At 46.6% G+C, this 21,788-nt stretch carries 20 protein-coding genes and 1 pseudogene; 10 read left to right on the forward strand and 11 right to left on the reverse strand.

Translation table 11 applies throughout. The annotated features are described in order from the left end of the window. Positions 1 to 98 precede the first annotated feature (98 nt). Complete coding sequence (locus ACF8EG_RS02100; RefSeq protein WP_069505615.1) at positions 99 to 452, reverse strand: DUF413 domain-containing protein; 354 nt, start codon at positions 450 to 452, stop codon at positions 99 to 101. Between the two features lie 148 nt (positions 453 to 600). On the opposite strand from ACF8EG_RS02100, the gene ACF8EG_RS02105 reads away from it, so the two are divergent. Then, complete coding sequence (locus ACF8EG_RS02105) at positions 601 to 1,500, forward strand: LysR family transcriptional regulator (protein ID WP_005464903.1); 900 nt, start codon at positions 601 to 603, stop codon at positions 1,498 to 1,500. A gap of 119 nt (positions 1,501 to 1,619) precedes the next feature. On the opposite strand, the gene ACF8EG_RS02110 is transcribed toward ACF8EG_RS02105, so the two are convergent. From ACF8EG_RS02110 to ACF8EG_RS02120, 3 genes are all read right to left on the reverse strand, one after another. After that, the gene (locus tag ACF8EG_RS02110; RefSeq protein WP_025632511.1) at positions 1,620 to 2,315 is read right to left on the reverse strand and encodes a pirin family protein; all 696 of its coding nucleotides are present in this window, start codon (positions 2,313 to 2,315) and stop codon (positions 1,620 to 1,622) included. A gap of 21 nt (positions 2,316 to 2,336) precedes the next feature. Further along, a complete protein-coding gene (locus ACF8EG_RS02115; protein WP_015312747.1) occupies positions 2,337 to 2,780 on the reverse strand; it encodes a DoxX family protein in 444 nt (147 codons plus the stop codon). Between the two features lie 351 nt (positions 2,781 to 3,131). Beyond that, positions 3,132 to 3,335, reverse strand: coding sequence for a hypothetical protein (locus tag ACF8EG_RS02120; protein WP_005464930.1), 204 nt, complete (start codon positions 3,333 to 3,335; stop codon positions 3,132 to 3,134). Positions 3,336 to 3,515: 180 nt separating this feature from the next. Here ACF8EG_RS02120 and ACF8EG_RS02125 point away from each other — a divergent pair, with 180 nt between their 5' ends. The 3 genes from ACF8EG_RS02125 (at position 3,516) to ACF8EG_RS02135 (ending at position 6,280) form a co-directional block, all read left to right on the forward strand. Further along, positions 3,516 to 4,883, forward strand: coding sequence for a DNA-3-methyladenine glycosylase 2 family protein (locus ACF8EG_RS02125; protein ID WP_069505617.1), 1,368 nt, complete (start codon positions 3,516 to 3,518; stop codon positions 4,881 to 4,883). Then, positions 4,880 to 5,362: a methylated-DNA--[protein]-cysteine S-methyltransferase gene (locus ACF8EG_RS02130; protein ID WP_069505619.1), complete on the forward strand. Its 483-nt coding sequence runs from the start codon at positions 4,880 to 4,882 to the stop codon at positions 5,360 to 5,362. The genes ACF8EG_RS02125 and ACF8EG_RS02130 overlap by 4 nt, the downstream gene beginning before the upstream one ends. A gap of 99 nt (positions 5,363 to 5,461) precedes the next feature. Beyond that, positions 5,462 to 6,280 (forward strand): hypothetical protein, encoded by an 819-nt coding sequence (locus ACF8EG_RS02135; protein ID WP_069505621.1) that lies wholly within the window; start codon positions 5,462 to 5,464, stop codon positions 6,278 to 6,280. Positions 6,281 to 6,363: 83 nt separating this feature from the next. Here the strand turns inward: ACF8EG_RS02135 and ACF8EG_RS02140 are convergent. Then, positions 6,364 to 6,973: pseudogene (locus tag ACF8EG_RS02140) on the reverse strand (YitT family protein). A gap of 201 nt (positions 6,974 to 7,174) precedes the next feature. Here ACF8EG_RS02140 and ACF8EG_RS02145 point away from each other — a divergent pair. Continuing rightward, positions 7,175 to 7,570, forward strand: a complete 396-nt coding sequence (locus ACF8EG_RS02145) for a GFA family protein (protein WP_053318171.1) — start codon at positions 7,175 to 7,177, stop codon at positions 7,568 to 7,570. 37 nt (positions 7,571 to 7,607) lie between these two features. Here ACF8EG_RS02145 and nhaD read toward each other — a convergent pair whose 3' ends face one another. Both nhaD and ACF8EG_RS02155 read right to left on the reverse strand, forming a co-directional pair. Further along, entirely contained in the window at positions 7,608 to 9,038 is a 1,431-nt protein-coding gene (gene nhaD / locus ACF8EG_RS02150; protein WP_005482814.1) for a sodium:proton antiporter NhaD, read from the reverse strand. 410 nt (positions 9,039 to 9,448) lie between these two features. After that, on the reverse strand, positions 9,449 to 10,474 hold the full coding sequence (locus tag ACF8EG_RS02155; protein ID WP_069495123.1) for an acyltransferase: 1,026 nt from the start codon (positions 10,472 to 10,474) through the stop codon (positions 9,449 to 9,451). 253 nt (positions 10,475 to 10,727) lie between these two features. Here ACF8EG_RS02155 and ACF8EG_RS02160 point away from each other — a divergent pair, with 253 nt between their 5' ends. Next, on the forward strand, positions 10,728 to 11,318 hold the full coding sequence (locus ACF8EG_RS02160) for a TetR/AcrR family transcriptional regulator (protein WP_069505625.1): 591 nt from the start codon (positions 10,728 to 10,730) through the stop codon (positions 11,316 to 11,318). A 119-nt stretch (positions 11,319 to 11,437) separates the two neighbouring features. Further along, positions 11,438 to 12,295 carry an alpha/beta fold hydrolase gene (locus tag ACF8EG_RS02165; protein ID WP_021450398.1) on the forward strand — a complete coding sequence of 286 codons (858 nt, stop codon included), beginning with the start codon at positions 11,438 to 11,440 and terminating at the stop codon, positions 12,293 to 12,295. 117 nt (positions 12,296 to 12,412) lie between these two features. Here ACF8EG_RS02165 and ACF8EG_RS02170 read toward each other — a convergent pair whose 3' ends face one another. Together ACF8EG_RS02170 and ACF8EG_RS02175 are read right to left on the reverse strand one after the other, a co-directional pair. Beyond that, the gene (locus ACF8EG_RS02170) at positions 12,413 to 14,959 is read right to left on the reverse strand and encodes a glycosyl hydrolase family 18 protein (RefSeq protein WP_005497676.1); all 2,547 of its coding nucleotides are present in this window, start codon (positions 14,957 to 14,959) and stop codon (positions 12,413 to 12,415) included. 369 nt (positions 14,960 to 15,328) lie between these two features. Continuing rightward, the gene (locus tag ACF8EG_RS02175; RefSeq protein ID WP_021452810.1) at positions 15,329 to 15,832 is read right to left on the reverse strand and encodes a DUF2850 domain-containing protein; all 504 of its coding nucleotides are present in this window, start codon (positions 15,830 to 15,832) and stop codon (positions 15,329 to 15,331) included. Between the two features lie 324 nt (positions 15,833 to 16,156). Between ACF8EG_RS02175 and ACF8EG_RS02180 the strand changes: the two genes are divergently transcribed. Together ACF8EG_RS02180 and ACF8EG_RS02185 are read left to right on the forward strand one after the other, a co-directional pair. Beyond that, positions 16,157 to 16,441: a pyrimidine/purine nucleoside phosphorylase gene (locus ACF8EG_RS02180; protein WP_005464991.1), complete on the forward strand. Its 285-nt coding sequence runs from the start codon at positions 16,157 to 16,159 to the stop codon at positions 16,439 to 16,441. A 170-nt stretch (positions 16,442 to 16,611) separates the two neighbouring features. Beyond that, the gene (locus ACF8EG_RS02185; RefSeq protein WP_005464981.1) at positions 16,612 to 16,893 is read left to right on the forward strand and encodes a hypothetical protein; all 282 of its coding nucleotides are present in this window, start codon (positions 16,612 to 16,614) and stop codon (positions 16,891 to 16,893) included. A gap of 19 nt (positions 16,894 to 16,912) precedes the next feature. On the opposite strand, the gene ACF8EG_RS02190 is transcribed toward ACF8EG_RS02185, so the two are convergent. After that, positions 16,913 to 18,070: a GGDEF domain-containing protein gene (locus ACF8EG_RS02190; protein ID WP_021452808.1), complete on the reverse strand. Its 1,158-nt coding sequence runs from the start codon at positions 18,068 to 18,070 to the stop codon at positions 16,913 to 16,915. 575 nt (positions 18,071 to 18,645) lie between these two features. Here ACF8EG_RS02190 and ACF8EG_RS02195 point away from each other — a divergent pair. After that, a complete protein-coding gene (locus tag ACF8EG_RS02195; RefSeq protein WP_015312755.1) occupies positions 18,646 to 19,986 on the forward strand; it encodes an MATE family efflux transporter in 1,341 nt (446 codons plus the stop codon). Between the two features lie 89 nt (positions 19,987 to 20,075). Here the strand turns inward: ACF8EG_RS02195 and ACF8EG_RS02200 are convergent, their stop codons facing one another. After that, positions 20,076 to 21,755, reverse strand: a complete 1,680-nt coding sequence (locus ACF8EG_RS02200) for a pseudouridine synthase (RefSeq protein ID WP_069505627.1) — start codon at positions 21,753 to 21,755, stop codon at positions 20,076 to 20,078. Between the last annotated feature and the right edge of the window lie 33 nt (positions 21,756 to 21,788).

Here is a 21,788-nt window from a genome sequence, read left to right on the forward strand (position 1 = left end):
ACGCGCCCTTGGGCTTTAGGAGAAGAAATGGGTCAGAAGCGTTCACTCACACCGAATGATGAACGTTTGTTGAACATCTGACGTTTGGTTATTTCTTATTAATCGTCTTCAGCCAAACTCTCTTCTGCATAGTCGTCAGTCGCATCTGGTTTGTTGCGACCGTTTAGCGTATGGAAGCGCTTACGACCACGAGCCAATTGGGTGTATTTTAACCAAGTGCGCTCGATTTTAGTTTTCGCTTTGCCTGGGTTTTCTAGCACCTTGACGAAGTGTTTCTCTTCGCTATTCTCAGGTGTTAACTCGCCTGACTCTAAGCCAAGCATAGTATCCCCATAAATTGTTAGGATTTCCTCTTCCGAAAGAGTAAAATCGCCAGACTTTGCAAAGCCGCGTGGGAATTTTACGTTGTCGTAAAAACGTTTTTTGCCATGACGGAATTCAGTGTCAGACATGTCAACAGCCTCTGTAACCGTTATTGATGAATGTAGTGAACTACGGCGAAAATTAGGCGCAAAGCTAACAAAAGAAAAACAAAACTTTTTTGTCGTCAAGATTTTAATTAATTGTTAATCTGGTTTGATATTAACCAGGAGTTGGTTTATGGATGTTAAGGTCTTTAGAACATTTTTAGAGCTGGCAAAGGTTCGTCACTTCGGACGCGCAGCTGAGAACCTGTATATTACGCAAGCAGCGGTCAGTGCCCGCATCAAACAATTGGAAAGTTACTTCGATACTCAATTGTTTATTCGTGATCGAAATAACATAAAGCTGACCTCAGCAGGGGAACGCTTAATCAGTTATGCCGAAGTTATGGTCACCACATTGCAGCAAGCAAAACTGGAATTATCACTTGAAGATGGAAAAGCATTACAGCTCACCATGGGCGGTACGCCGAACATTTGGGATGCGTATTTGCAAAACTGTTTGAGTATTGTGACGGATTCTTTCGGCGGTTACGGCTTTATGGCCGAGGTGATGGGTCGTGAAATGCTAAGCCGTAGCTTATTAGAGCGCACGTTAGATATGGCATTTGCGTTTGACCAAATCAAAGCTGATGAGCTTAATTGTAAAAAAGTCGCGGATGTTGTCCTTGTGCTGGTTTCTACCGAGCAAGATTCATTAGATACGGTGTTTGAGCACAAATATGTGTATGTGGATTGGGGAACACGCTTCGCTTCTGAGCACTCTGAGCGTCACCCTAAAATTCCGGCTCCGTACCTGCGCACATCGACTGCGCGTATTGCTTTGGACTTCATTTTAGAGAAAGGCGGCGCGGCGTATCTGCCGGTGTCTCTCGTAGAGCCGTTTATTGCGAATGGGCAGCTCTACAAGGTGTCTGGAGTGGAAGATTGGTACCGACCTATCTACTTAAGCTATCGCAAAGCCAGCACGTCTGTAGAAGCAATTAAACAGGTCGAAGAGATTGTGAAAGAAATCGATCCTCTCACGGCTTACAGCTTGCAACAGATTGGGTCTGCATCATCGGACGCAAACCATTAACGCTTGGCGTCAATGAAAACGGAAAAATGAAAAGCCCCCTTGGCGTTTGCCTTGGTGGCTTTCTTTTTAAGCGAGATTTATCACCAGATAGCGATAGTTCGATATCTATGAACCGATAGTTACGGCAAGTCAAAGATTAGCGCAGTAACTGATTGATTGGTCAGGTTACGAAATGTCACCTTGCTCTGTGCTTCGATTTTAGCGCCATCACCGCCCGTTAGCAGGGTGTTGTCGACATGAAGCTCTCCCGATACCTGATGAATGTAAACATTTCTTCCAGAGTGGATGTCGAAGGCGAGTTCGCGATTCGGCTCCAAAATCAATTGATACAAATACGCATCTTGTTTGATGTGCAGTGTGCCACTCTCTCCCGTTGGGGTTGCAATGGTGGTTAACCCTGCATTACGTCCAAAATCTTTTTGCTGGTAGCCCGGTTTATTCCCAAAGGTGTTAGGTTGAATCCAAATTTGCAAAAAGCGTAAAGGGTCTGTTTCTGATGCGTTATATTCGCTGTGGTAAATGCCTTTACCTGCCGACATCAGCTGAAACTCCCCCGCAGGTAACGTTTGTACATTGCCTTCACTGTCTTTGTGCGCAATAACACCTTCTAGCACATAACTGATGATCTCCATGTCGCGGTGACCATGAGTATCAAAGCCTGCGTTGGGTTGAACTAGGTCATCGTTGATGACTCGCAGTTCAGAAAAGCCCATGTGTTTGGGGTCGTAATAGCTACCAAAAGAAAACGTATGTTTGCTGTCTAGCCAGCCAAAGTTTGCTCGACCTCGGTCTTCGGCGTGTCTTACGGTGATCATCAGTGCCTCCAGTGTCCGTGGTTAGGAGAATTTTTTGTTTAGGAAGTTATCTAACGCCGCTTTACCTGCGCCAGAAAAGGCCAGTGAAACACTTGCTGCTAGCAGAGCTAGGCCAAATTCGTAGCCGTTGTTTGCCATAAATAAGCCGTTTTCGAAGTGCACTGAGAAAATCGCTACAACCATAGTGAATGAGAGTGCGACTGCCGCAGGGCGTGTCAGCAAACCAAGTAGAATAAACAAGCCGCCGAAAAATTCTGCGCTACCAGCAAGAAATGCCATCAATACGCCAGGGCCAAGTCCAATTGATGCCATCCATTGTCCTGTGCCTTCCAAGCCGTAGCCGCCAAACCAACCAAACAGTTTCTGAGCGCCGTGCGCCATAAAGATGATGCCGATAGGGATACGTAGTGCCAGTGCGCTATAACCTGATTGTGATGTCGTGATTTTGTGTAAAAGTGTTTTCATGATGCTGTCCTCGATATGTTTGTTTCAGTGGGAGTGTGTCTGCTCCTGAGCTGTTGAGAACAGTTTAGGCGTGGTTGATGAGGTTATTAATTGGCTTTATTTGACCTTCTCGTTCAATAAATTCGAATTAGTATATTTTAACATTTTTGCTCAGATGCTTATCTGTAATTTATTGGGAGTAAGATTGGCTAATTTAGCGATTTTAACGACAACTAAGTCGTAAATTTCGATGGATTTGGTATGTGAGAGAAAAGATATTGTTGATCAAAACGCAAAAAAAAAAAGAGCACAGGGGGCTGTGCTCATTGCTTTCACGATTACAAGGGAGAAAGGTGTGTCCAAAGTAGAAGATCAAAGGTTCATCAAACTTTCTAACGACTCCTCGACATTGTTGTAGTGATAGGTCCGAATATTCACGCCATCTGTGGCATTGATTTGAATTTCTGAAATTTCGTTACCTGAGTCACGTTCGATGATCCCAATGGAGTGATCAACGGATTTACTGGTAATAACCTTTTGGTTTCTTAGTACAATTACGCAAGTATGTAAGTCCATGCCAATTCCCTTTAGCCGACGTTGTTGTGATGTTCTGGATTTAACTTTAGTGTACAAATTCGCTAATGCCAATAAATCTCAATATTGAGTTCCGAAAATGGCTAATCTTCATTTGTTCTGCGTTCTACAATGAAGTTATATCGAGTTGTTTTCACAGAATGCACGAGCAAGGATCGCTTCATGTTTATCCATCCTCATACATCGTTGACCTTCGAGCAGTGCCAAAAGGCGCGAGTGTCGCGAGACAGCCGTTTTGATGGGCGATTTTACGTCGCGGTAAAAACCACAGGGATTTTCTGCCGACCGATTTGTCCGGCGAACCTACCCAAAGAAGAAAATGTAGAGTACTTCACCGATAAAGCCCAAGCACTTAAAGCGGGTTATCGTCCTTGTTTGCGTTGTCGCCCAGACAGCGCGCCGGGATCGTGGGCATGGAAAGGCGTAGAAACAACATTTCAACGCGCGATTTCGTTGATTGAGCGAGGAGAGCTGCATCACCACTCGGTGTCTGAACTGGCAGAGCGCGTTGGGATTTCTGATCGTTACTTGCGCATGTTGTTCGAGCAGTATCTCGGCATGTCACCAAAACAGTACGCGCAATATCAGCAGTTAATGTTCGCCAAACAGTTGCTGCATTCCAGTTCGATGTCGGTTACGGAAGTCGGCTTCGCCGCCGGTTTTAACAGCACGCGCCGTTTCAACGATGCATTCCAAAAGTTTCTGAAGCTCACGCCTTCTCAAGTTCGTCGAAGAGAATTTGATGGCGTGAGCACGAATCGAATTGCGTTGTCTTATCGTGGCGAGTTGAATTGGCAACACATGCTGGATTTTTACCGATTAAGAGCCATTGAGGGCGTGGAGCGGGTGAGCGGCGAGAGTTACCAACGCAACGTTTGTTTGGATAACAGCAAAGCGTGGTTTAAGGCGAGCAAAGGTGAAGGAAACCTTGAGCTTGAATTCGAAATTGAAGAAGTTGCGAAGCTGCAAAATTTAGTGTCTGGAGTGCGTCGTATGTTCGATCTCGACACCGATATTTGTACTGTCGAGCAGCATTTGGATTATGTGGCGCCGGGGCTTGTTTCGAACCGAGGCATTCGGATTCCTGGGGTGTGGAATGCTTGGGAAGCCGGGGTTAGAGCAGTTTTGGGTCAACAAGTGTCGGTCAAGGCCGCGATAGGCCAGCTTAACTTATTGGTAAAAACGCTCTGTGGTGATGCTGACAAGCGCTTTTTCCCGACGCCAGATGCGATTGCGAATGCCGACGTGAGTTTTTTGCGGATGCCGCAAAGTCGTACAGAGACGTTGGTGCGTTTCGCTCAGTTTATGCAAAGCAACGCGGAGACGGATCCGCAACAATGGTTAGCGTTGAAAGGCATTGGACCTTGGACGGTCAGTTATGCTCAACTGCGTGGGCAATCCCAACCCGATTGCTTTTTAGATAAAGACTTAGTGGTGAAAAAAGCGATGCAGCGCTACCCATCACTCAATACGCACACCGCAGCCCCTTGGGGAAGCTACGCGACGTTTCACTTATGGAATCAATCATGAACACAGTTTATACCGAGATGCCGAGCCCACTAGGTGCGGTCACTATCCAATCTAACGCTGAGGGCTTACTTGGCATTTGGTTTGAGACTTGTACGACCAAGCCAAGTGAATTGGGGCGAAGAGATGATCAGCATCCGATTTTGCGCCAAGCCGTCACCCAGTTGGACGAATACTTTTCGGGTCTGCGCAACGAATTTGATTTGCCTTTGGCAGCGACAGGCACTGATTTTCAAAATCAAGTGTGGCATGCGTTAACGACCATTCCATTCGGTGAGACGTGGAGCTATCAAGATCTCGCCAACGCGATTGGCAACCCGAAAGCCGTACGTGCGGTTGGGTTAGCAAATGGCAAGAACCCTATTTCCATTGTGGTGCCTTGTCATCGCGTTATTGGTAAAAGTGGCAAACTGACTGGGTATGCTGGTGGGGTAGAACGCAAACAACGTTTGCTCGCATTAGAGCAAGGTACACCACTTTAAGTGAGGCGATTCTCATATTGTTGTTTGGCGTGCAACGCACGGTTGAGAATTGTGTAGAGTGGTTTATTTACGAACAAGATAACAAAGGATAACAAGGGCATGTCTTTCAAAACGGATTTTGATGCATTCATGAGTGAGTGTTGGCAGCTGCACGAGGAAAAGCCAGAACAGGTCTATGCTCAGCTAGAAACGGCGCTGAATGAGGTGGAAGCGCTCAGCCAAGTTGAGCGAATATTTGCACTGATGCTGCACACCGCAATTGGTCACCTTGAGCGTCCCGAACTGTTTCTTGCCTGTTTAGACCGCTTAGATGACCGCGCCATTACCGAGAGTTTGGCGTTTAAACGTAGCATCGCAGTTGCACGCTTTTTTGTCGATGGCACTGAGGATGTGGCATTGCTAGAGGAGCAAGCTCAGCGTCGCGTGTTCTCTCTTATTGCGAACGAACTTTCTGCTCTTACTCAGCTTGAACCAGCGAGTCAATGGTTGGCGAAAGCCGCATTAGGAATGACACCACACGATGCAGAAGAGGTGCTAGCGCGTTCGATCGCAATCACCGCAAACAACTTGACTTGTCAGTATGAAGAGCTCTCAGAGCGTACTGACGAGCAGAAAGCGAGGATGTTAGAGTCAGCAAGGTTAGCACTGGATTATTGGAAAATAGCGGGCGGTTGGATGCAGGAAGAGCGTGCAGAATATCGTTTGGCGATGAGCTTGCTGAAAGCCGATGCACCTAAAGAAGCCAAAGTGCATGCTGAACGATGTGAAGCCATTTGTCTGCAAAACGGCGGCGATGCGTTTGAGCTTTTTTATGCGCATGACTTATTGATGCAAGTGCATTTTCAACTTAGCCAGCAATGCAAAAAACAATTGGATGCGCAGGTGCAGCAATACTGCACAACCAGCGAACTGGCGTAGGTTTACCGCCACAGCAAAAAGCCCCGAGCTAATGGCTCGGGGCTTTTGGGCTGTCTAAACACTTTCGCATTTCTAGGTGTTGATTATGCCGTTTGCGGCTTTGGCTGGTATCGTCCAGGTTTGTGGTTCATCGCCAAAATCAAGTTGGTCGCAATGGCACCAAGAACGGAGAGAGCGATAAGGTGCACATCCACAATAAACAGCGACATCACCACGATGGCACAATCGAGCGCCATCTGAATTTTGCCCGCTCGAATCCCAAAGCGTTCCTGAAGGTACAAGGCCAAAATGTTAAAGCCGCCCAAACTCATCTTGTGACGAAATATCACCAGCATACCAATACCGATCAATCCACCGCCCAACAACGCTGCGTAAAAAGGTTCGATTCGGGAAATTTCGATCACGTGGTGCAGATGGTCGACCGCGAAGGAGACAATAGAAACTGCAATAAAGGTATTAACCGTAAACCTCCAGCCCATGCGCATCACAGACAGAATATAAAAAGGGAGGTTAAGGGCGAAAAATATTTGACCAAAACTGGAAGTCACTGACTTTGGTCAGAAAGATAGCCAAGCCAGCGGTGCCGCCAGTTAGTAATCCTACTTTGCTTAAAAATATCACCCCAAGTGACACCAACGCACTCCCGAGCGTCAGAGCCAAGAGGTTTTCTCTGAGGCTATGATCTTTATCCATAAAACAATTTCCTTGGTTTAAAAACCGCAGCGGAGACAATCTGTCTATCGAACGCGGTAAAAAGTCGCCAAAATAGCGACTAATAAATCGGCCGATAAAATGTCGCGAAAAGTGACCAATGTCGAGTTTTTGGACAAGATTATGATGATGTTAAGCTGTTTAACATAATGTACACATGAATAAAAACAACAAGGAAAAGCGATGATTAAGCAAGTTGGCAACACTCAAATTAACCCCCTGCATCGACTGACCTGTCACTGCGGAAAAGTCGAACTGGAACTTACGTTACCCAACGGAATTGAAAAGCCGAGACGCTGTGATTGCTCTATGTGTCGTCGTCGAGGTGCGATTGTGGCTTCAGTCCCTTTGAGTGGTATTCGTATCGTTCAAGGTGACGATGTTTTAAAGCGCTACCAATTTAATACGCATACCGCGAAGCATTTTTTCTGTGGTGAATGTGGCATTTACACGCACCATCAACGCCGATCAGACCCAAGTGAGTACGGCTACAACGTGGGATGTTTAGAGGGCGTTAACCCGTACGAATTGGGTGATATTGAAGTGATGGATGGCGTGAACCATCCATCGGATCGTTAGACTAAGTAGCTAGGCGTGTCATTGAGGTTCGTTGGGATTAGGTAAACAAGCCGCCGTTCATCCACAAATGAGCGGCAATACTGGCGGCGTAGCCCAGAGCGATCACGGGCGTCCATTTTAAGTGGCCAAAGAAAGTGTATTGGCCACGCGCTGCGCCCATCAAAGCCACACCCGCGGCAGAACCAATCGACAACAAACTCCCCCCTACGCCCGCAGTGAGCGTAACAAGCAACCAGTTACCAGTGGACATGCTTGGGTCCATCGTTAGTACCGCAAACATGACCGGAATGTTATCGACAATGGCAGAAAGCACACCAACCATCACGTTCGCCCAAACCGGATTCCATTGGGTGTACATGACGTTTGAAACCAATTCGAGATAACCGAGCAAGCTCAAGCCACCTACGCACATCACGACGCCATAGAAGAACAGCAAGGTATCCCATTCGGCGCGAGAAACACGATGGAATACGTCAAACGGTACGACAGAGCCTAAACGTTTCAGCGCATGATCGTCCCCATTCGCAATCGCCATGGCCGCTTTTTTCGCGAGCGAATGTTTGAGGGTTTTTCTTAAGAAGTACCCGAAGAATTGTAGGTACGCCAAGCCCATCATCATGCCAACCACGGGTGGGAAGTGAAGAACAGCATGGAAGGAGACAGCCGTAGCGATCGTGAGGACAAACAGCAGCACAATGCGCCTTGCACCACGTTTTAATTCGACATGCTCGTGGATGGTATTGGGCTTGGTGTTCGGTACAAAAAGGGACATTAAAAACGCTGGCACGACATAGTTGATTAGAGAAGGGACAAACAAAGGCATGAATTCAGAGAACCGCACGTGCCCGGCTTGCCAAACCATCAAGGTTGTAATGTCACCAAATGGGCTGAATGCCCCGCCCGCGTTGGCTGCGATAACGATGTTGATGCAAGCAAGATTGACGAACCTTGGATTGTCGCCAGACACTTTCATTACCACCGCGCACATCAAAAGGGCCGTGGTTAAGTTATCTGCGATTGGAGAAATGACAAACGCTAGAAAGCCTGTCAGCCAAAACAGTTTTTTGAACCCGAACCCTTTCCCGACCATCCACGCTTGTAGAGCATCAAAGAGTTTGCGCTCTTCCATCGCGTTTATGTAGGTCATTGCGACGAGCAAAAACAGCAGCAGCTCGGCGTACTCAAGTAGGTTATGTTCCAACGCCGCTTTTGCCACATCTTGCTGGTGGTGCTGGGCGAAGGTGTAACCAATCAAAATCCAAATCAGACCTGCCGCGAGAAGTACAGGTTTGGATTTTCTCATCTTCAAATACTCTTCGAGCATGACCAGAATATAAGCGATCGAGAAAAGAATGAGAGCGATATAGCCTACGGCGGAGTTCACCAGATTAAGATCACCGGATGCCGCTGCAAAGCTGGAACTTGAGAACAACAAACAGCAGAAAGCCACAATAGGATAGATTGGCATAGACATTTCTCCCTTGTCTTGTTGGAGAAATATTAGCCATAAATTAAGGGGTTAGTTGTGAGAGAGCTCGAATTAACAGTAGGAGTTAAGATTTGGGTAGCTTGCGCCACTATTTTCTGAGTGACGCAATGCTCGCCGCGCCAAATAAGATCGCAACAGCGTATAAACCATAAGTTAGCCAATGGCTAATTTCTAGAAAAGGAATGAGTCCCTGACCTGCCCACATACAGCCTCCGTTTAATGAGCAATGTTGTAATAGTCGGGTCAATCTAAAGCAAATGAACAATGTTTTTTGTGAGTGACGGCAAATTCTGAAGGATTAGAAAGTCAAATTTTGGTGAGTGAGAGAGAACTCTCACTTTAAAAATCAATACGCTAACACTTTAGTGTTAGCGTGTTGCTGAATCCATTTAGCGGAGTAGGGCTTTTTTCAGTGGAGATGCTTCAATTGCCCTTACCAACAACAAGGTCACGACGAGAGTGGCAGGAAACAAGAAGGCATCTTTTGCTAAGTCTTGTAATCCTAAAAAGCCCGCTATGTTCATCATGACAATAATGACCAACAGATGGCTCACGTAAACGCCTAAAACACTTGGGGCCCACTTGAATACCCATGGCATGTTGCCAAAATTAGGATGAACTAACAGCCACATGAACACGCCGAGCGACCAAATGACGGTGCCAAACAAGAAGTCGTTAGAGTTGAAGGCCACATCGTATTGCATCAACCAGTAGGCTTCACCAAAGTGCAGAGCCATACCGAGGAGAATCAGGCGAATGGTGTTGTTGCGTGACCAAAGCCACTGTTTTTCTCGAATCAAGTAGCCAAGTACCACAAGAAAGGTACTGAAAAATGGCCCATTACGAGTGAAAAACGGAGCAGGTAAATCGGTGAGAGGTGCATAGCTGCCTGCCAAAACACCATAGACGTAAAGCAGCACTGCTGTTGGAAGCAGTAACTGCGTCATGCCAATTCGAACTAAGCAGGCGATGATAGCGACCGCAATCACCAATGCTGGAATAAACCACAGGTGGACAAGCCCGCCTTCTAGTAATGAATTCAGTGGTACAGACGCTAAGTATCCCCAGTAGCCTTGTCGTTCGGCAAGGTATCCCGCTTCTGCTACGACTTGCCATTGGAACGGCATGAGTAAGCTGAGCAAGCTCCAAACCAACCAAATTTTCATTAGAGGTTTCGCATAGTTGGCTAAAGTTTCGAGTGGATTGCTGCTCAGCTTAGGTTGGATAAGGTAACCAGAAATAAGGAAAAAAAGTGGAACCGCAAAACGAGCGAGCTGATTAAGAAGATAACCAACCCAAGGTACGCCATCCCACTGCCAATAAGTGAGGGCCATTTGGCAATGCAGCCCGACAATTGCCACCATGGCAATGATGCGTGCAAATTCTAAACTGGCTATTTTTCGGTTTGTCGCCATACGTTACTTACCTAAATGAATAAAAAACTTCAGCGAAAGTAACAGTTCGCGACGCACTTCATGCATGAAAAAATCAACACATTGCAGCTTGAACCTTAGCAATGTCTGAATTTAAGATTCACTTCAAACTTCTTGATTCCGCATCTATTAACCCACTCAATAGGTCGATCTTAGCAAGAAAATAATATGGATAGATGGTTAGACCAGTTAACTCTTCATTGCAAAAAAGAACGACCGTGCTAAAACTACAGTTATGAAAAAAGGAAAAGTAACGAAAGAGTTCATTCTGCAGCGCGCATTTGAAATTGCCAGTGAAGACGGCTTAGAAAGTCTCACCATTGGCGAACTAGCGAAGCAGTGTTGCATGTCCAAAAGTGGTCTGTTTGCTCACTTTAACTCCAAGTTGAATTTGCAGCTTTCCGTGCTTGAGTACGCAAACCAAGTGTTTGCTGAAAGAGTGATTGAACCTGCACGCGGGCTTGGTGATGGCAATATTGAGCGGAAAATCCGAGGGTTGTTGGATTCTTGGATGACGTGGAACCATTCATTTCAAGGCAGTTGTATGTTCCTTGATGCGTGGAATGATGCCGCAGACAAAAGTTGTCCGTTACAAGCGGCATTACGTAAAGCGATTGATACTTGGTTAAGTTATCTAGAAATTCAAATTGCGAAAGGCAAAGAAAACCAAGAGTTTATAAGCGACTTAGATACTCGTCAGGCGACGTTCGATTTATACGGGCAGTACCTGAGCGCGCATGTTTTCTATTCGATCAAAGGTGAGGAAGAGAGCTTACGCCTATTTTGGCAAGGCATCGACAACTTGCTTGCTCGATGGAGAGGTTAACACCGTCTACGGGTAACGAAGATACATTTTAAAGAGCGACAGAGTTCGCTCTTTCTTATCAGCATAAAAAGCACGACCGTTCTATTTTTGTAAGTGTGCTGATAACTAAGGAAAAGATCATGAGTGAGAAAATCTATTTTAATACCTCGCAGCGTTTTAGTGTGAAGCGCAGTCTCGTCAACATCAGTACCCGCTTGCACCACACATTAGCCCCATCGCATGCGAAGAAAACGGCGCGAAAACTTCTGCTTACTCCAGCGCGTACGCAACCAAAAAATGCGGAGCCACAAGGATTAGTTAAAGCAGAAATCCAAGGGCACACTGGGGCTATCAAAACGTATTCGTTGGGTCAGGGGCCTGTGTGGGTTCTGACTCATGGTTGGTCGGGCACGGCGAGCCAGTTTTATCCGTTGATGGAACATATCGCGGCTTGTGGATTTACAGCGTTGGCTTACGATCATCCAGCACATGGTGAAAGTGATGGTCAATATGGCCATATTCCGGGCTTTGTGCGTGGTTTGGAAGAGGTTCTCGACTCGGTAGAAGAAGGCGTCGCCGGATTGGTTGGACATAGTATGGGAACGGCGTCTGCACTTGAGTGCCGTCATCATAAGTTGGAAAACAAGCCACTGCTATTGATTGCGCCAGTGTTGAATTACGTAGAGAACTTGTTTGGCAGCATTGCGCGTTCTGGCTATTCAATGAAACTGTTCAAAGCGGTGGTATCGGAAGTGGAAGATCAGTATGGCTACCCATTGCAATCGATCGACCCTCTGAAGCGACTCTCGGAGCGAGCGGCACCCACGATCATCGTGCATGATGAGAAAGATAAATTCACTAAACACAGTATTTCCGCTCAAGCCGCTGACGAGATTGAAAATGTTGAGTTGGTGACAACACAAGGTCAAGGCCATGGGCGAGTCATGAAGTGTGAGCAAGTATTTAGCGGCTTCGACCGCTTGATTGAACGCGTGTAGTTATTGGCTTAATGATGTTTAATCACAATGAAAAAAGAAAGGACAGCCGGGGGCTGTCCTTTTTCGTTTTTAGCTTTAGCTTCTGTGAGTGCAAGGTTTACACTCAGAATGTTAGGCTTAGTTACAGTTAGCTACGCCAACTTCTTTCCATACACCCCATTCGCCAGACTTGCTTGGATCGTCACCCTGAGTCCACCATTTCGCTTCCCACGTTTTACCTGCGTGAGTCACTTGGTTGCCACCTGTGTACACTGCGCTCGCATCCCATGCGTTGTCACAAGTACCTGGGTTTGGATCGGTTGTGTGCTGTGCAACAACCACTGTCGCGCTTGCCGATGAAGACGCTTTACCGTCGCTCACACTTACAGTGAAACTTAGGCTTGTGTCTTGCGGGTATTCCGCAGCAGTGAATGTCACTTTAGATCCGTTTACCGTTGCGTTTAGACCTTGAGGCAGAGTCCAGTTGAAAGTAAGAGTATCGTTGTCTGCATCGCTAGACGCAGATGCATCTACAACCACAACGTCACCAGCGTTTGCTGTTGCTGGAGCAACAACTTGCGCTACTGGTGCGTTGTTCACTGGGTCAACCACACCTGCTGGCTTCACAGTTACTACAACAAGGTCAGATGCCGTTGCACCTTCGTTGTCAGTCACTGTCAGCTTGAAAGTTAATTGCTCTTCAACAGTAACTTCTGCTGCATCAAAGCTTGCTTTCGCTGTGTTTGCGCCTGCTAGTACCACTGCTGTGCCAGATACTTGTTCCCACGCGTAACTCGCGATAGTGCCGTCAGAGTCTTTCGATAGGCTACCATCTAGAACCACACTTGCAGGGCCAGTTACCGATTGATCTGCGCCAGCTGCTGCGGTTGGTTTACGGTTTGGTTGAGGAACCACACCGCCAGCCATACCTTCGTGCATTGCGTTGAGAATGTCGCCGTTATCAGCGTCGATTTCCCAAGAGAATAGACCCGCAAGACCCAGAGATTTCGCGTAGCTACCTTTTGCTAGCACTGAGCGATGGTCATCAAATGTGATCAACTCACCCGTTGTACGGTTCCATACCCATGGTGCTTCAGCTTGTGCATCGTAGCCGTACTCGAAGCCGTTAATGCCAGTGTTGTTTGCACCTAGCATGAATGACTTAATGCCTTTGTAGTCGATTACGCCATCTTCCCAAACACCTTGTGCAGTGCTGCCTTTCAGTTTACCTGTCGCAGTACCTGTCATTGGGTCATTTGGATCAGTGAGCGTATCTGGTGTTACGCCTTCCCAGCCACGGCCGTACATTGCAGTACCAAGGACTAGCTTGTTCGCAGGAACGCCTTGAGCAAGAAGAAGTTGGATACCGTTATCTGCTGTATACGCAGGGCCTTTGTAAGCTTCGCCGTTTTCATCTACGCCGCTGCCGTCACATTGGCCAGGGCGCATGAACGAACCACAGTAAAGCGCAGTTTGGTGACCAGGAACGTTGTTCCAGCCGCCGTAGAAGTCGTAAGTCATCGCGAAGATGTAGTCCATGTATTGAACGGCATCTGCGTAGTTTACGTCTTCAATTTTGTCGTAGCCGACACCGATTGCTGAAGTTAGCTCGTAAGTACGGCCAGTTTCTGCTTCTAGCTCATCTAGCATTGCGCGCAGTTCACGCATCAATGCAACGTAAGCTGGACCATCGTTTACTGGGTCGCCTTTATCTGCTGCAGCACCGCCGCCACCAGGGAATTCCCAGTCAATATCTACACCATCGTAGAATTTCCAAGTTTTCAGGAATTTCTTAACCGATGCCACGAATGTGTCGCGGTTCGCTTTATTAACGAAATCGTAGAATGGGTCAGACAGTGTCCAGCCACCGATAGATGGGATGATTTTTAGATCAGGGTTACGTTGTTTCAATGCCATTAGCATTGCGTAGTTACCCTTGATAGGCGTGCTGTACTCGTGGCCAGCTTGCGGGAAGCTCTTCTGGTAAGCGGCCCATGGGTCATGGATTACCACTTCGTAATCAGGCACACCGCGACATGCAGTTTGAAGAGCGTTAAAGCTGTTACCACCAACAGACTTAACAGATTCGTTTGGACCACAGATTGGAATAAAGCCGTAAAGGATGTGAGTTAAGTTGTCGGCTGGCATGTTGTCTACGGTGTAGTTACGACCATAGATGCCCCATTCAACAAAGTACGTACCCATCACGACGCTAGGGTCGGTGTTGTATGTTTTGTTGTTTGGATCAACGTTCATCGTTAGTGGCTTCAAGTGAGAGCCATCTGTATCCGCGATGGTGATTTCTGCAGGAGCACTTTTCGAACAGCCTGTAGCATCACACGCTTCAATTTCCATTTGGTACAAGCCGCCTTGGCCGTAATCAAATGTTGCTGTGGTTTGGCCGCCAGTGATAGCGCCTGTTGCGACTTTTACGCCATCAAAATAGATGTTGTAAGTGTCGCCAGGTGTACCGCTCCACTGGTTGAATTTAACGGTGATTTTAGCTTGGTCATGGTATTTCACCATGTCGTAGTAGCCAGATGTGGTTTCCATAGCCAGTTCAATTTTAGAAAATTGAAGGTTATTAGAACCGTACATATCGACACTTGGTGCGGTCGGAGCTGCGACTGCAGCACCTGATAGCGCTAAAGCAACCCCAGCTGCACATAGGTTAAATCGAATCATAACTTCTCTCTCAATCCTTGGATTCATGTTCTTTCGTGAACATAAGCTGCTCTTGCACCAGATAAGATGATCAGATTTACACCACGTGCAAAAGCATCACACTCAGCATTTCAGAGAGTTTTTTTTCGTCAAAAAAAATTAAAACGGTTTTCGAGTCACATGAGAGAACTTAAATAAAACCCACACTCTGTTACACGGAAAATGTAAGACTGAGTCAATAATTTATAAATATTTGGCAGGAATTAAATTAATTGTTTACTCAATTTGGGTGGGTATAAATGCGACGAATATCTTATTTGATTGTTTATTAAGGTTTTATTTCATCGCGTAGAAGTGCCTTAGGACGGTAAAATAGTGGTAAAAAACGTGCTAGTCGCGACTGAAATGTTCACTCAGAGCGGCTCGTCGTTTTGATGCTGCGCCCACTTCTGAACCTTGAACAGTATGCTCAAATCCCTTTCGAATGAATCGCTGATCTGGGATTCGAGGTTCAATTCGGCGTATTTGTGGTGACAGATGAGAGCCAGAAAGTTGATACGCGGTTTCACCTAATCCGGTATTTAAGGTGATGACTTTGCCATCAAACGCAAACTCCGTCGTGATCAAACGATGATTTCGATACACCCCATCGGATGTAAAAATAAGGCGTTCGGTTTGATAAGGTGGAGCACCAATTTCGATCCACTCACCATAGACGTGTTCGGGGTCGATGTAATCTTGGTAGGAGACGTGGAGCTGATAAGCGAAAAAAGCCACCAAACTGCAGACAAAAATAACGAACGCACTTTTGATCATCTTAAGCTGGTGTCGAGCCCAAAATGAAAGTTGCGGTTCTTTATCTTGTTTCCTTTTCCTGCGAGCGGGTATGGCCATGAGTACTCTTATCGTCCTTTTTTAATATGGTGGAAACCTTCCGCACTAAAAACAAACAATCTCGCCGTTGCGACCCAGAAACTATGATCTAATGTCCACTTTTACAATCGGATACACTATTACTGATTGATTTGTCGTTAATGATTGACTCCTTAGTGATTAAGAATGGACTGCAAATTTCGAATTATTCTTTCCTGTTGCGTTAGCCAAATTCTGTGCTGATTAACTGAGTTCTCAATTCGGTAGAATCTCTGTGCTTTAAAGGCTTGAGTCGCAGAAAAAAACAGGGTAAAAAAGAGCGGACTTTTGATAAGGAAACCAATAATGAGTATTAAGGAAAATAGCTATTTTGCAGGCGGTGTAAAGTCACTAGGTTTTAACCAGCACGGACAGGATGTTAGTGTCGGTGTGATGCTTCCGGGCGAGTACACATTTGGTACGCAGGCTCCTGAGCGCATGACAGTCGTTAAAGGTGCTCTCGTGGTGAAACGCGTAGGTGAAGCCGACTGGACAACCTACAGCAGCGGTGAGTCGTTTGATGTTGAAGGTAACTCATCATTTGAGCTGCAAGTGAAAGACGCAACGGCTTACTTGTGCGAATACCTATAATCGGTACAAATGCTGAATTGCTTTAAGCCACCTTCGGGTGGCTTTTTTAGTTGCGTAATTTCCTTGAACTGGCGCACGAGATATCGCTTAGAATTCGGTATCTTGGCGCTATTTATGCGCAACTGTGTATATACTTAGTATAAGTACACCCATCAACCAAGGAGGAAGTGATGGCAGTACAACGTAAGCATTCTGATCTCCCTCCTCGCTACGAAGCGAGCGATTTAACGAATGAACAGCGACACCGCTTTACTGAAGTAGCGAACGCGGCGCACAAAAGACGCAAGTTTTACAAACAGGCGATAGAAAAAAGCTTGGTCGGAAAAATGAAGGAGCGAGCTTTTAAGCCAGTGATTGCACCACAACAAGGAAAACCAAGCCGGGCGCGTCAAGCCTTCTGGTTGATCGTGTTTTTAGCGCTTGGGTTGTGGGCGATGCACTTTTTTGCATAATCGGGCGACTCACAGAGGCTTAGCACGCCTCTGTCATCTCAAGCATTGATTCTTGTTGTTTGCGCAGCTCACCAGCATGAGAACAATGTTCGTAAAACGCGTACTGATTTTTACCCGTGTGTTTCGCGGCATACATCGCTTTGTCTGCGCAGCGGGTAAGCTCTGATAAATCGTTGGCGTCTTGTTTATAGATTGCGGCTCCTACGCTCATCGTCAGCTCATTATAGGTATCGTAGTTTTGATATCCCTTTGGGAACAAATTAACGATGCGATCCAAAATGCCATCTAGGTCTTGTTTACTGCGCACATCGTAAAGCATTAACACGAACTCATCGCCTGCAAAGCGCGCAATGGAGTAGTCATGTTTATCGGTTTTTCGGTCGCTGTTGCGAAGGCTTTTCTTCAATCGAGTTGCAAATGCTTTCAACACTTGGTCGCCAACATCGTGGCCATAGGTGTCGTTGATGTACTTAAAATTGTCGATATCGAGAAAAACCAACGCGGTGACACTGCGTTCGTCTGAGTGGTCAATGTCGTGCAGTTTTGCTCTAGCCCACGTTTCAAAGCTCCAACGATTCGCTAAGCCCGTCAGTTGGTCTAGGTAGGCTAACTCCTCAATCCCTTCTCGGTAAAGGGTTTGAATGTAGCTGACGACTTTTGCGTAGTAGTAGGAGAAGGTATGGCAGACAAAACTGATGGCGATCAAGGTGAACATGAACCGACGCTCGATCATATCGCCAGTGGCAGGTAAGCCGTCTAAAAACGTAATGCCAAAGAAAACCAAAATCATGTAGGTAGCGCTAAAGAGTAAACCGACTTTGAACTCGTTAATCAAAATGATGGTTGCGACGATGGGGTAGAGCCACAATAACTTTCCGGAGGGCGCATCATTAAAAAGAAGCAGTAATAACCCCTCAAACATGATGACGGCGCTGAGCAGTAAATCGGCATATTTGTGATGCCTTTGTACTTTTATGAGATAGCAGATCCCTAAGCAGGCGATGGCACTGAAGGCATGCAAAACGCTTAACCCCCAATGATTTTCGAGCGATTGGACGATAGCGCCGTACACCAATAGTGTGGCGGCAATGCTAGAACACAGAAAAACGATTTTCTTTTTTCTCGTCGAGCGGATATCCGCCATTTCTTCTAGGCGAGCCCCGGCCAATGTCGACATCTTCTATCCCTACTTAAATTGATATGTACGTCTATTCTAGGCGGTATTTTAGCGATAAATAGAATAACAAAATCGCCAAATGTGAACTTAGTCATGTTGCGAGGTGATTGAATCTTGTAAGGAATTTTCTGGGTGTGACGACGCCAAGGGTTTTGTTTATTACGATATCTATCGATATGTTGCCTGCAATATGGTGATGACAGTTACAAAATTACCTTGATGTGTGCACGTTGATAAATACAGATAATGCATAAAAACGGCTGTTGGCGAGTCGATTCTCAATTCGCTGAATGGCATCATTTAACGGCGTTAAGCCACTTATTAACCGCGTACCTATTGAGCTCATTGTTCGTCAGTCGATGATCTCTAAGCTCCGTCAATGAGTCGCGTGGGCTTGAAAAATCATTAGAAATATTTTCCTCAAATGACAGGAATTATTGTTGTCGTTGTGACCAATCTCCGACTAAAATCCGCGCTGAATCTCAGTTTCATCTCAAACGAATCCCGAATTACTTTTTATAGACTGCCTCACAGTTCTCTGCGAGGCAGTTTTAGTTGTTGTAAAGGTTAAAAACATGCCTAAAAGCCAAAACATCAACCAACGAATGTCCATCGTGGCATTAGCTTGGCCGATTCTTGTCGAAATTTTGCTACGGACGGCTTTAGGAACCAGTGACGTGTTCATGCTGAGTGGCTACTCGGACAAGGCCGTATCCGCTGTTGGTGTGATCACGCAGATTACTTTTTTCTTAATCATCGTTTCGACGTTTGTCAGCAGCGGAACGGGGATTTTGATTGCCCAATACAATGGCGCAGGGCGCGAGCAAGAGTCTGTGAATGTCGGTGTAGCAAGTATTGCGCTGTCTGTGATCATCGGTGTGCTATTGAGTGTGATTGCCGTGCTTGGCGCGATATTCCTGCTCCCGTATTACGGTTTGGAGGCACAAGTCGAGCAATACGCACGTGAATATTTACTGATCAGCGGAGCGATGACGTTCAACGTTACGATAGGTATAGTCTTTACGACCATTCTGCGTAGCCATGGCTATTCACGCTCTCCAATGGTGGTGAACTTGATCTCGGGTGTGTTCAACATCATTGGTAACTATATTGCGCTTTACCAGCCATTCGGTTTACCTGTGTATGGTGTGCAAGGTGTAGCAATAGCAACCGTCGTCAGCCAAGTCATCGGTACGTTAATGTTATGGTTTATTCTCGCTCGCAGCAGCATTGAACTACCGATGTCGACCATGAAACAAGTGCCCGCAGAGATTTACAAAAAGATCTTAAAAATCGGCGGTATGAACGCGGGTGAAGTGCTGTCTTACAACGTGGCGCAAATCTGCATTGTGTACTTTGTGGTGCAAATGGGGACGGCATCGTTGGCAGCTTTCACTTATGCACAAAACATTGCCCGTTTCTCGTTTGCTTTCGCGTTGGCAATTGGTCAGGCAGCGCAAATTCAGACTGGTTACTACATCGGTAAAGGTTGGGTGAGCAGCATTTTAAAACGTGTACAAATCTACTTCTTAGTGGGATTTGTGGCATCAACGGCGGCAACCACACTGATTTACCTGTTTAGAGAAGAGATTCTGCGCGTATTTACCGATCAACCAGAAATACTCGCATTGGCAGGTTCGTTAGTCATGGGCTCAATTTTGCTCGAGGCCGGACGTGTGTTTAACCTGATTTTTATCGCGGGGCTCAAAGGCGCGGGTGACATCAAGTTCCCAGTGCAAATGGGTATTTTGAGTATGTGGGGACTAGGCGTGCTTTTCTCTTACATCTTTGGCATCCACTTGGGTTATGGCGTTTTAGGGGCTTGGATGGCAATCGCACTCGATGAATGGGTACGTGGTATCATCATGGCAAGGCGTTGGCGCTCTCAGGTGTGGACCAAGTTTAAGGTGAGCTAACGGTTTTCGGTATCGCGCTTATTCTGTTGTTAGAAACCCAAAAGGCACTGTTAGTCAGTGCCTTTTTGTTATTTAAAATCTGGAAGACGTTAGAATTCGCACTCAGCTTGGAACACCATGCGCTCTTTGCTGTATGGATGATCCAGCTCTAGCATCTCAGCATGCAGGTGTAAGCGATTCGCTTTTTCGCCGTATAAACCATCACCAACCATCGGCATGTTTAACCCCATGTGATGAGCACTGTGTACACGTAGTTGGTGAGTTCGCCCGGTTTTCGGATACATGTATACCTTGCTGCGTCCATCTTTGACTTCAATCAGTTGCCAGTAGGTTTCTGCATGTTTCCCGTGTTCAAAACACACCAGTTGACGTGGGCGGTCGTCGGGGTCACCACGCATTGGCAGTGAAATTTCCCCTTCTGGCGCGTTCAATACGCCTTCGAGTAGTGCCATATAACGTTTTTGTACGCCGCGAGCCATAAACTGTTTTTGCAGACTTTTGTTCGCGCGCTTAGTTAAGGCAAACACCAAAATGCCAGAGGTCGCCATGTCGAGGCGATGAATCACAAACGGCCCTTCCACATCAGGGAACATCGCTTGTAGGCGCGTATAAGCAGAGTCCTTGATAGTTTTACCTGGCACTGAAAGTAAGCCCGAGGGCTTGTTGACGACGACCATAGCTTCGTCTTGGTAGATTATCTCTAGCTCTTTGTCTTCTGCCCAATTCTCCGCCAATGGGTTGGGTTCGACATCCAGCCCTTGCATCATATGGCCTAAAATCGGCTGACATTTGCTGTTGCACGATGGGTAGAATTTTTTGTGTTGGCGAACCTCAGACTTTGGCGACACACCCCACCAAAATTCTGCCAACGCCAGCGGTTTGAATCCGTATTTAAACGCGTATTGGAGCAGTTTTGGCGCAGCACATTCCCCTGCACCTGCTGGTGGTACTGGGTTTGTGGTGTCCGCAAAAATGTCCACCAAGTCGCGTGTTTCGCCATGGCTGTTTAGAAAGCGGTACTGTTTATGCAGTTTGTGCTGTAAAGCGTTGGAGAGTGTTTTGCGCTGCTCTTTCAGATGAGCAAGTTGCTGCTCTAACTCGGCCAAGCGCGCTTCTTTGATTGCAAGCTTTTCATCCCACGCTTGCTTTAAGTATTTGAGAACGTTTTTCTCGGCGACACTTTGCTTACCCAACTCATCCAACAAGATTTTGAGATCATCGGCATTGAGCGTTTGCTCGCCCTGTTGGCGCTGTCGCTTGCGTGCTGCTCGGCCATCAATCATCACTTGGCGCTGTGTTTGCTCCTCTTGCTGATAAGCGGCTCGGTCGGCTTGGATTTGCGCTTTAAGATCCGCTAATTCCGGATTCGCGGCACAGGTTTTGTACTCCGCATTGGCGGCGTTGATGGCATCCGTTTCTGCGCGGAAGAAGCCTTCATCGGTCAGCATGTCGTACACAGGAGGGACAAATCCTGGAATCAAGTTTTGGTCAGCAATTTTGCCAGAAAACGCACTTAAAAAGCCGAGCTCGCCTTGAGGGCTTTCTACCAGCAATACGCCAAACATTTTGCCTCGTCCCGTTTCTTCATTAACCAAACCAAAATCGTGTTCGAAGTCGGTTTGCGCTAATAAGTGCTGTTGCAATTGCTTTGCGGCCATAACGCAAAGAGGATGCGGCGTGTAGTAGAACGGAAACGTAAACTGCGTTGGTATTTCATAGTCAGAAGTATCAGCAGTAAAACGAGTAAAACAATGTTCAGGCGAGTGCATGGTGGGTATCCGCGCGAGTAAAAATTCGAGCGA

Origin of the sequence: Vibrio sp. YQ_11 (assembly GCF_043103065.1) — a bacterium.
Lineage (GTDB): Bacteria > Pseudomonadota > Gammaproteobacteria > Enterobacterales > Vibrionaceae > Vibrio > Vibrio parahaemolyticus.

Bases quoted from the DNA above. Each gene is read 5' to 3' on its own strand.
- ACF8EG_RS02100 (WP_069505615.1), bottom strand. From the start codon at position 452: ATGTCTGACACTGAATTCCGTCATGGCAAAAAACGTTTTTACGACAAC.
- ACF8EG_RS02105 (WP_005464903.1), top strand. From the start codon at position 601: ATGGATGTTAAGGTCTTTAGAACATTTTTAGAGCTGGCAAAGGTTCGT.
- ACF8EG_RS02110 (WP_025632511.1), bottom strand. From the start codon at position 2,315: ATGATCACCGTAAGACACGCCGAAGACCGAGGTCGAGCAAACTTTGGC.
- ACF8EG_RS02115 (WP_015312747.1), bottom strand. From the start codon at position 2,780: ATGAAAACACTTTTACACAAAATCACGACATCACAATCAGGTTATAGC.
- ACF8EG_RS02120 (WP_005464930.1), bottom strand. From the start codon at position 3,335: ATGGACTTACATACTTGCGTAATTGTACTAAGAAACCAAAAGGTTATT.
- ACF8EG_RS02125 (WP_069505617.1), top strand. From the start codon at position 3,516: ATGTTTATCCATCCTCATACATCGTTGACCTTCGAGCAGTGCCAAAAG.
- ACF8EG_RS02130 (WP_069505619.1), top strand. From the start codon at position 4,880: ATGAACACAGTTTATACCGAGATGCCGAGCCCACTAGGTGCGGTCACT.
- ACF8EG_RS02135 (WP_069505621.1), top strand. From the start codon at position 5,462: ATGTCTTTCAAAACGGATTTTGATGCATTCATGAGTGAGTGTTGGCAG.
- ACF8EG_RS02145 (WP_053318171.1), top strand. From the start codon at position 7,175: ATGATTAAGCAAGTTGGCAACACTCAAATTAACCCCCTGCATCGACTG.
- nhaD (WP_005482814.1), bottom strand. From the start codon at position 9,038: ATGCCAATCTATCCTATTGTGGCTTTCTGCTGTTTGTTGTTCTCAAGT.
- ACF8EG_RS02155 (WP_069495123.1), bottom strand. From the start codon at position 10,474: ATGGCGACAAACCGAAAAATAGCCAGTTTAGAATTTGCACGCATCATT.
- ACF8EG_RS02160 (WP_069505625.1), top strand. From the start codon at position 10,728: ATGAAAAAAGGAAAAGTAACGAAAGAGTTCATTCTGCAGCGCGCATTT.
- ACF8EG_RS02165 (WP_021450398.1), top strand. From the start codon at position 11,438: ATGAGTGAGAAAATCTATTTTAATACCTCGCAGCGTTTTAGTGTGAAG.
- ACF8EG_RS02170 (WP_005497676.1), bottom strand. From the start codon at position 14,959: ATGATTCGATTTAACCTATGTGCAGCTGGGGTTGCTTTAGCGCTATCA.
- ACF8EG_RS02175 (WP_021452810.1), bottom strand. From the start codon at position 15,832: ATGGCCATACCCGCTCGCAGGAAAAGGAAACAAGATAAAGAACCGCAA.
- ACF8EG_RS02180 (WP_005464991.1), top strand. From the start codon at position 16,157: ATGAGTATTAAGGAAAATAGCTATTTTGCAGGCGGTGTAAAGTCACTA.
- ACF8EG_RS02185 (WP_005464981.1), top strand. From the start codon at position 16,612: ATGGCAGTACAACGTAAGCATTCTGATCTCCCTCCTCGCTACGAAGCG.
- ACF8EG_RS02190 (WP_021452808.1), bottom strand. From the start codon at position 18,070: ATGTCGACATTGGCCGGGGCTCGCCTAGAAGAAATGGCGGATATCCGC.
- ACF8EG_RS02195 (WP_015312755.1), top strand. From the start codon at position 18,646: ATGCCTAAAAGCCAAAACATCAACCAACGAATGTCCATCGTGGCATTA.
- ACF8EG_RS02200 (WP_069505627.1), bottom strand. From the start codon at position 21,755: ATGCACTCGCCTGAACATTGTTTTACTCGTTTTACTGCTGATACTTCT.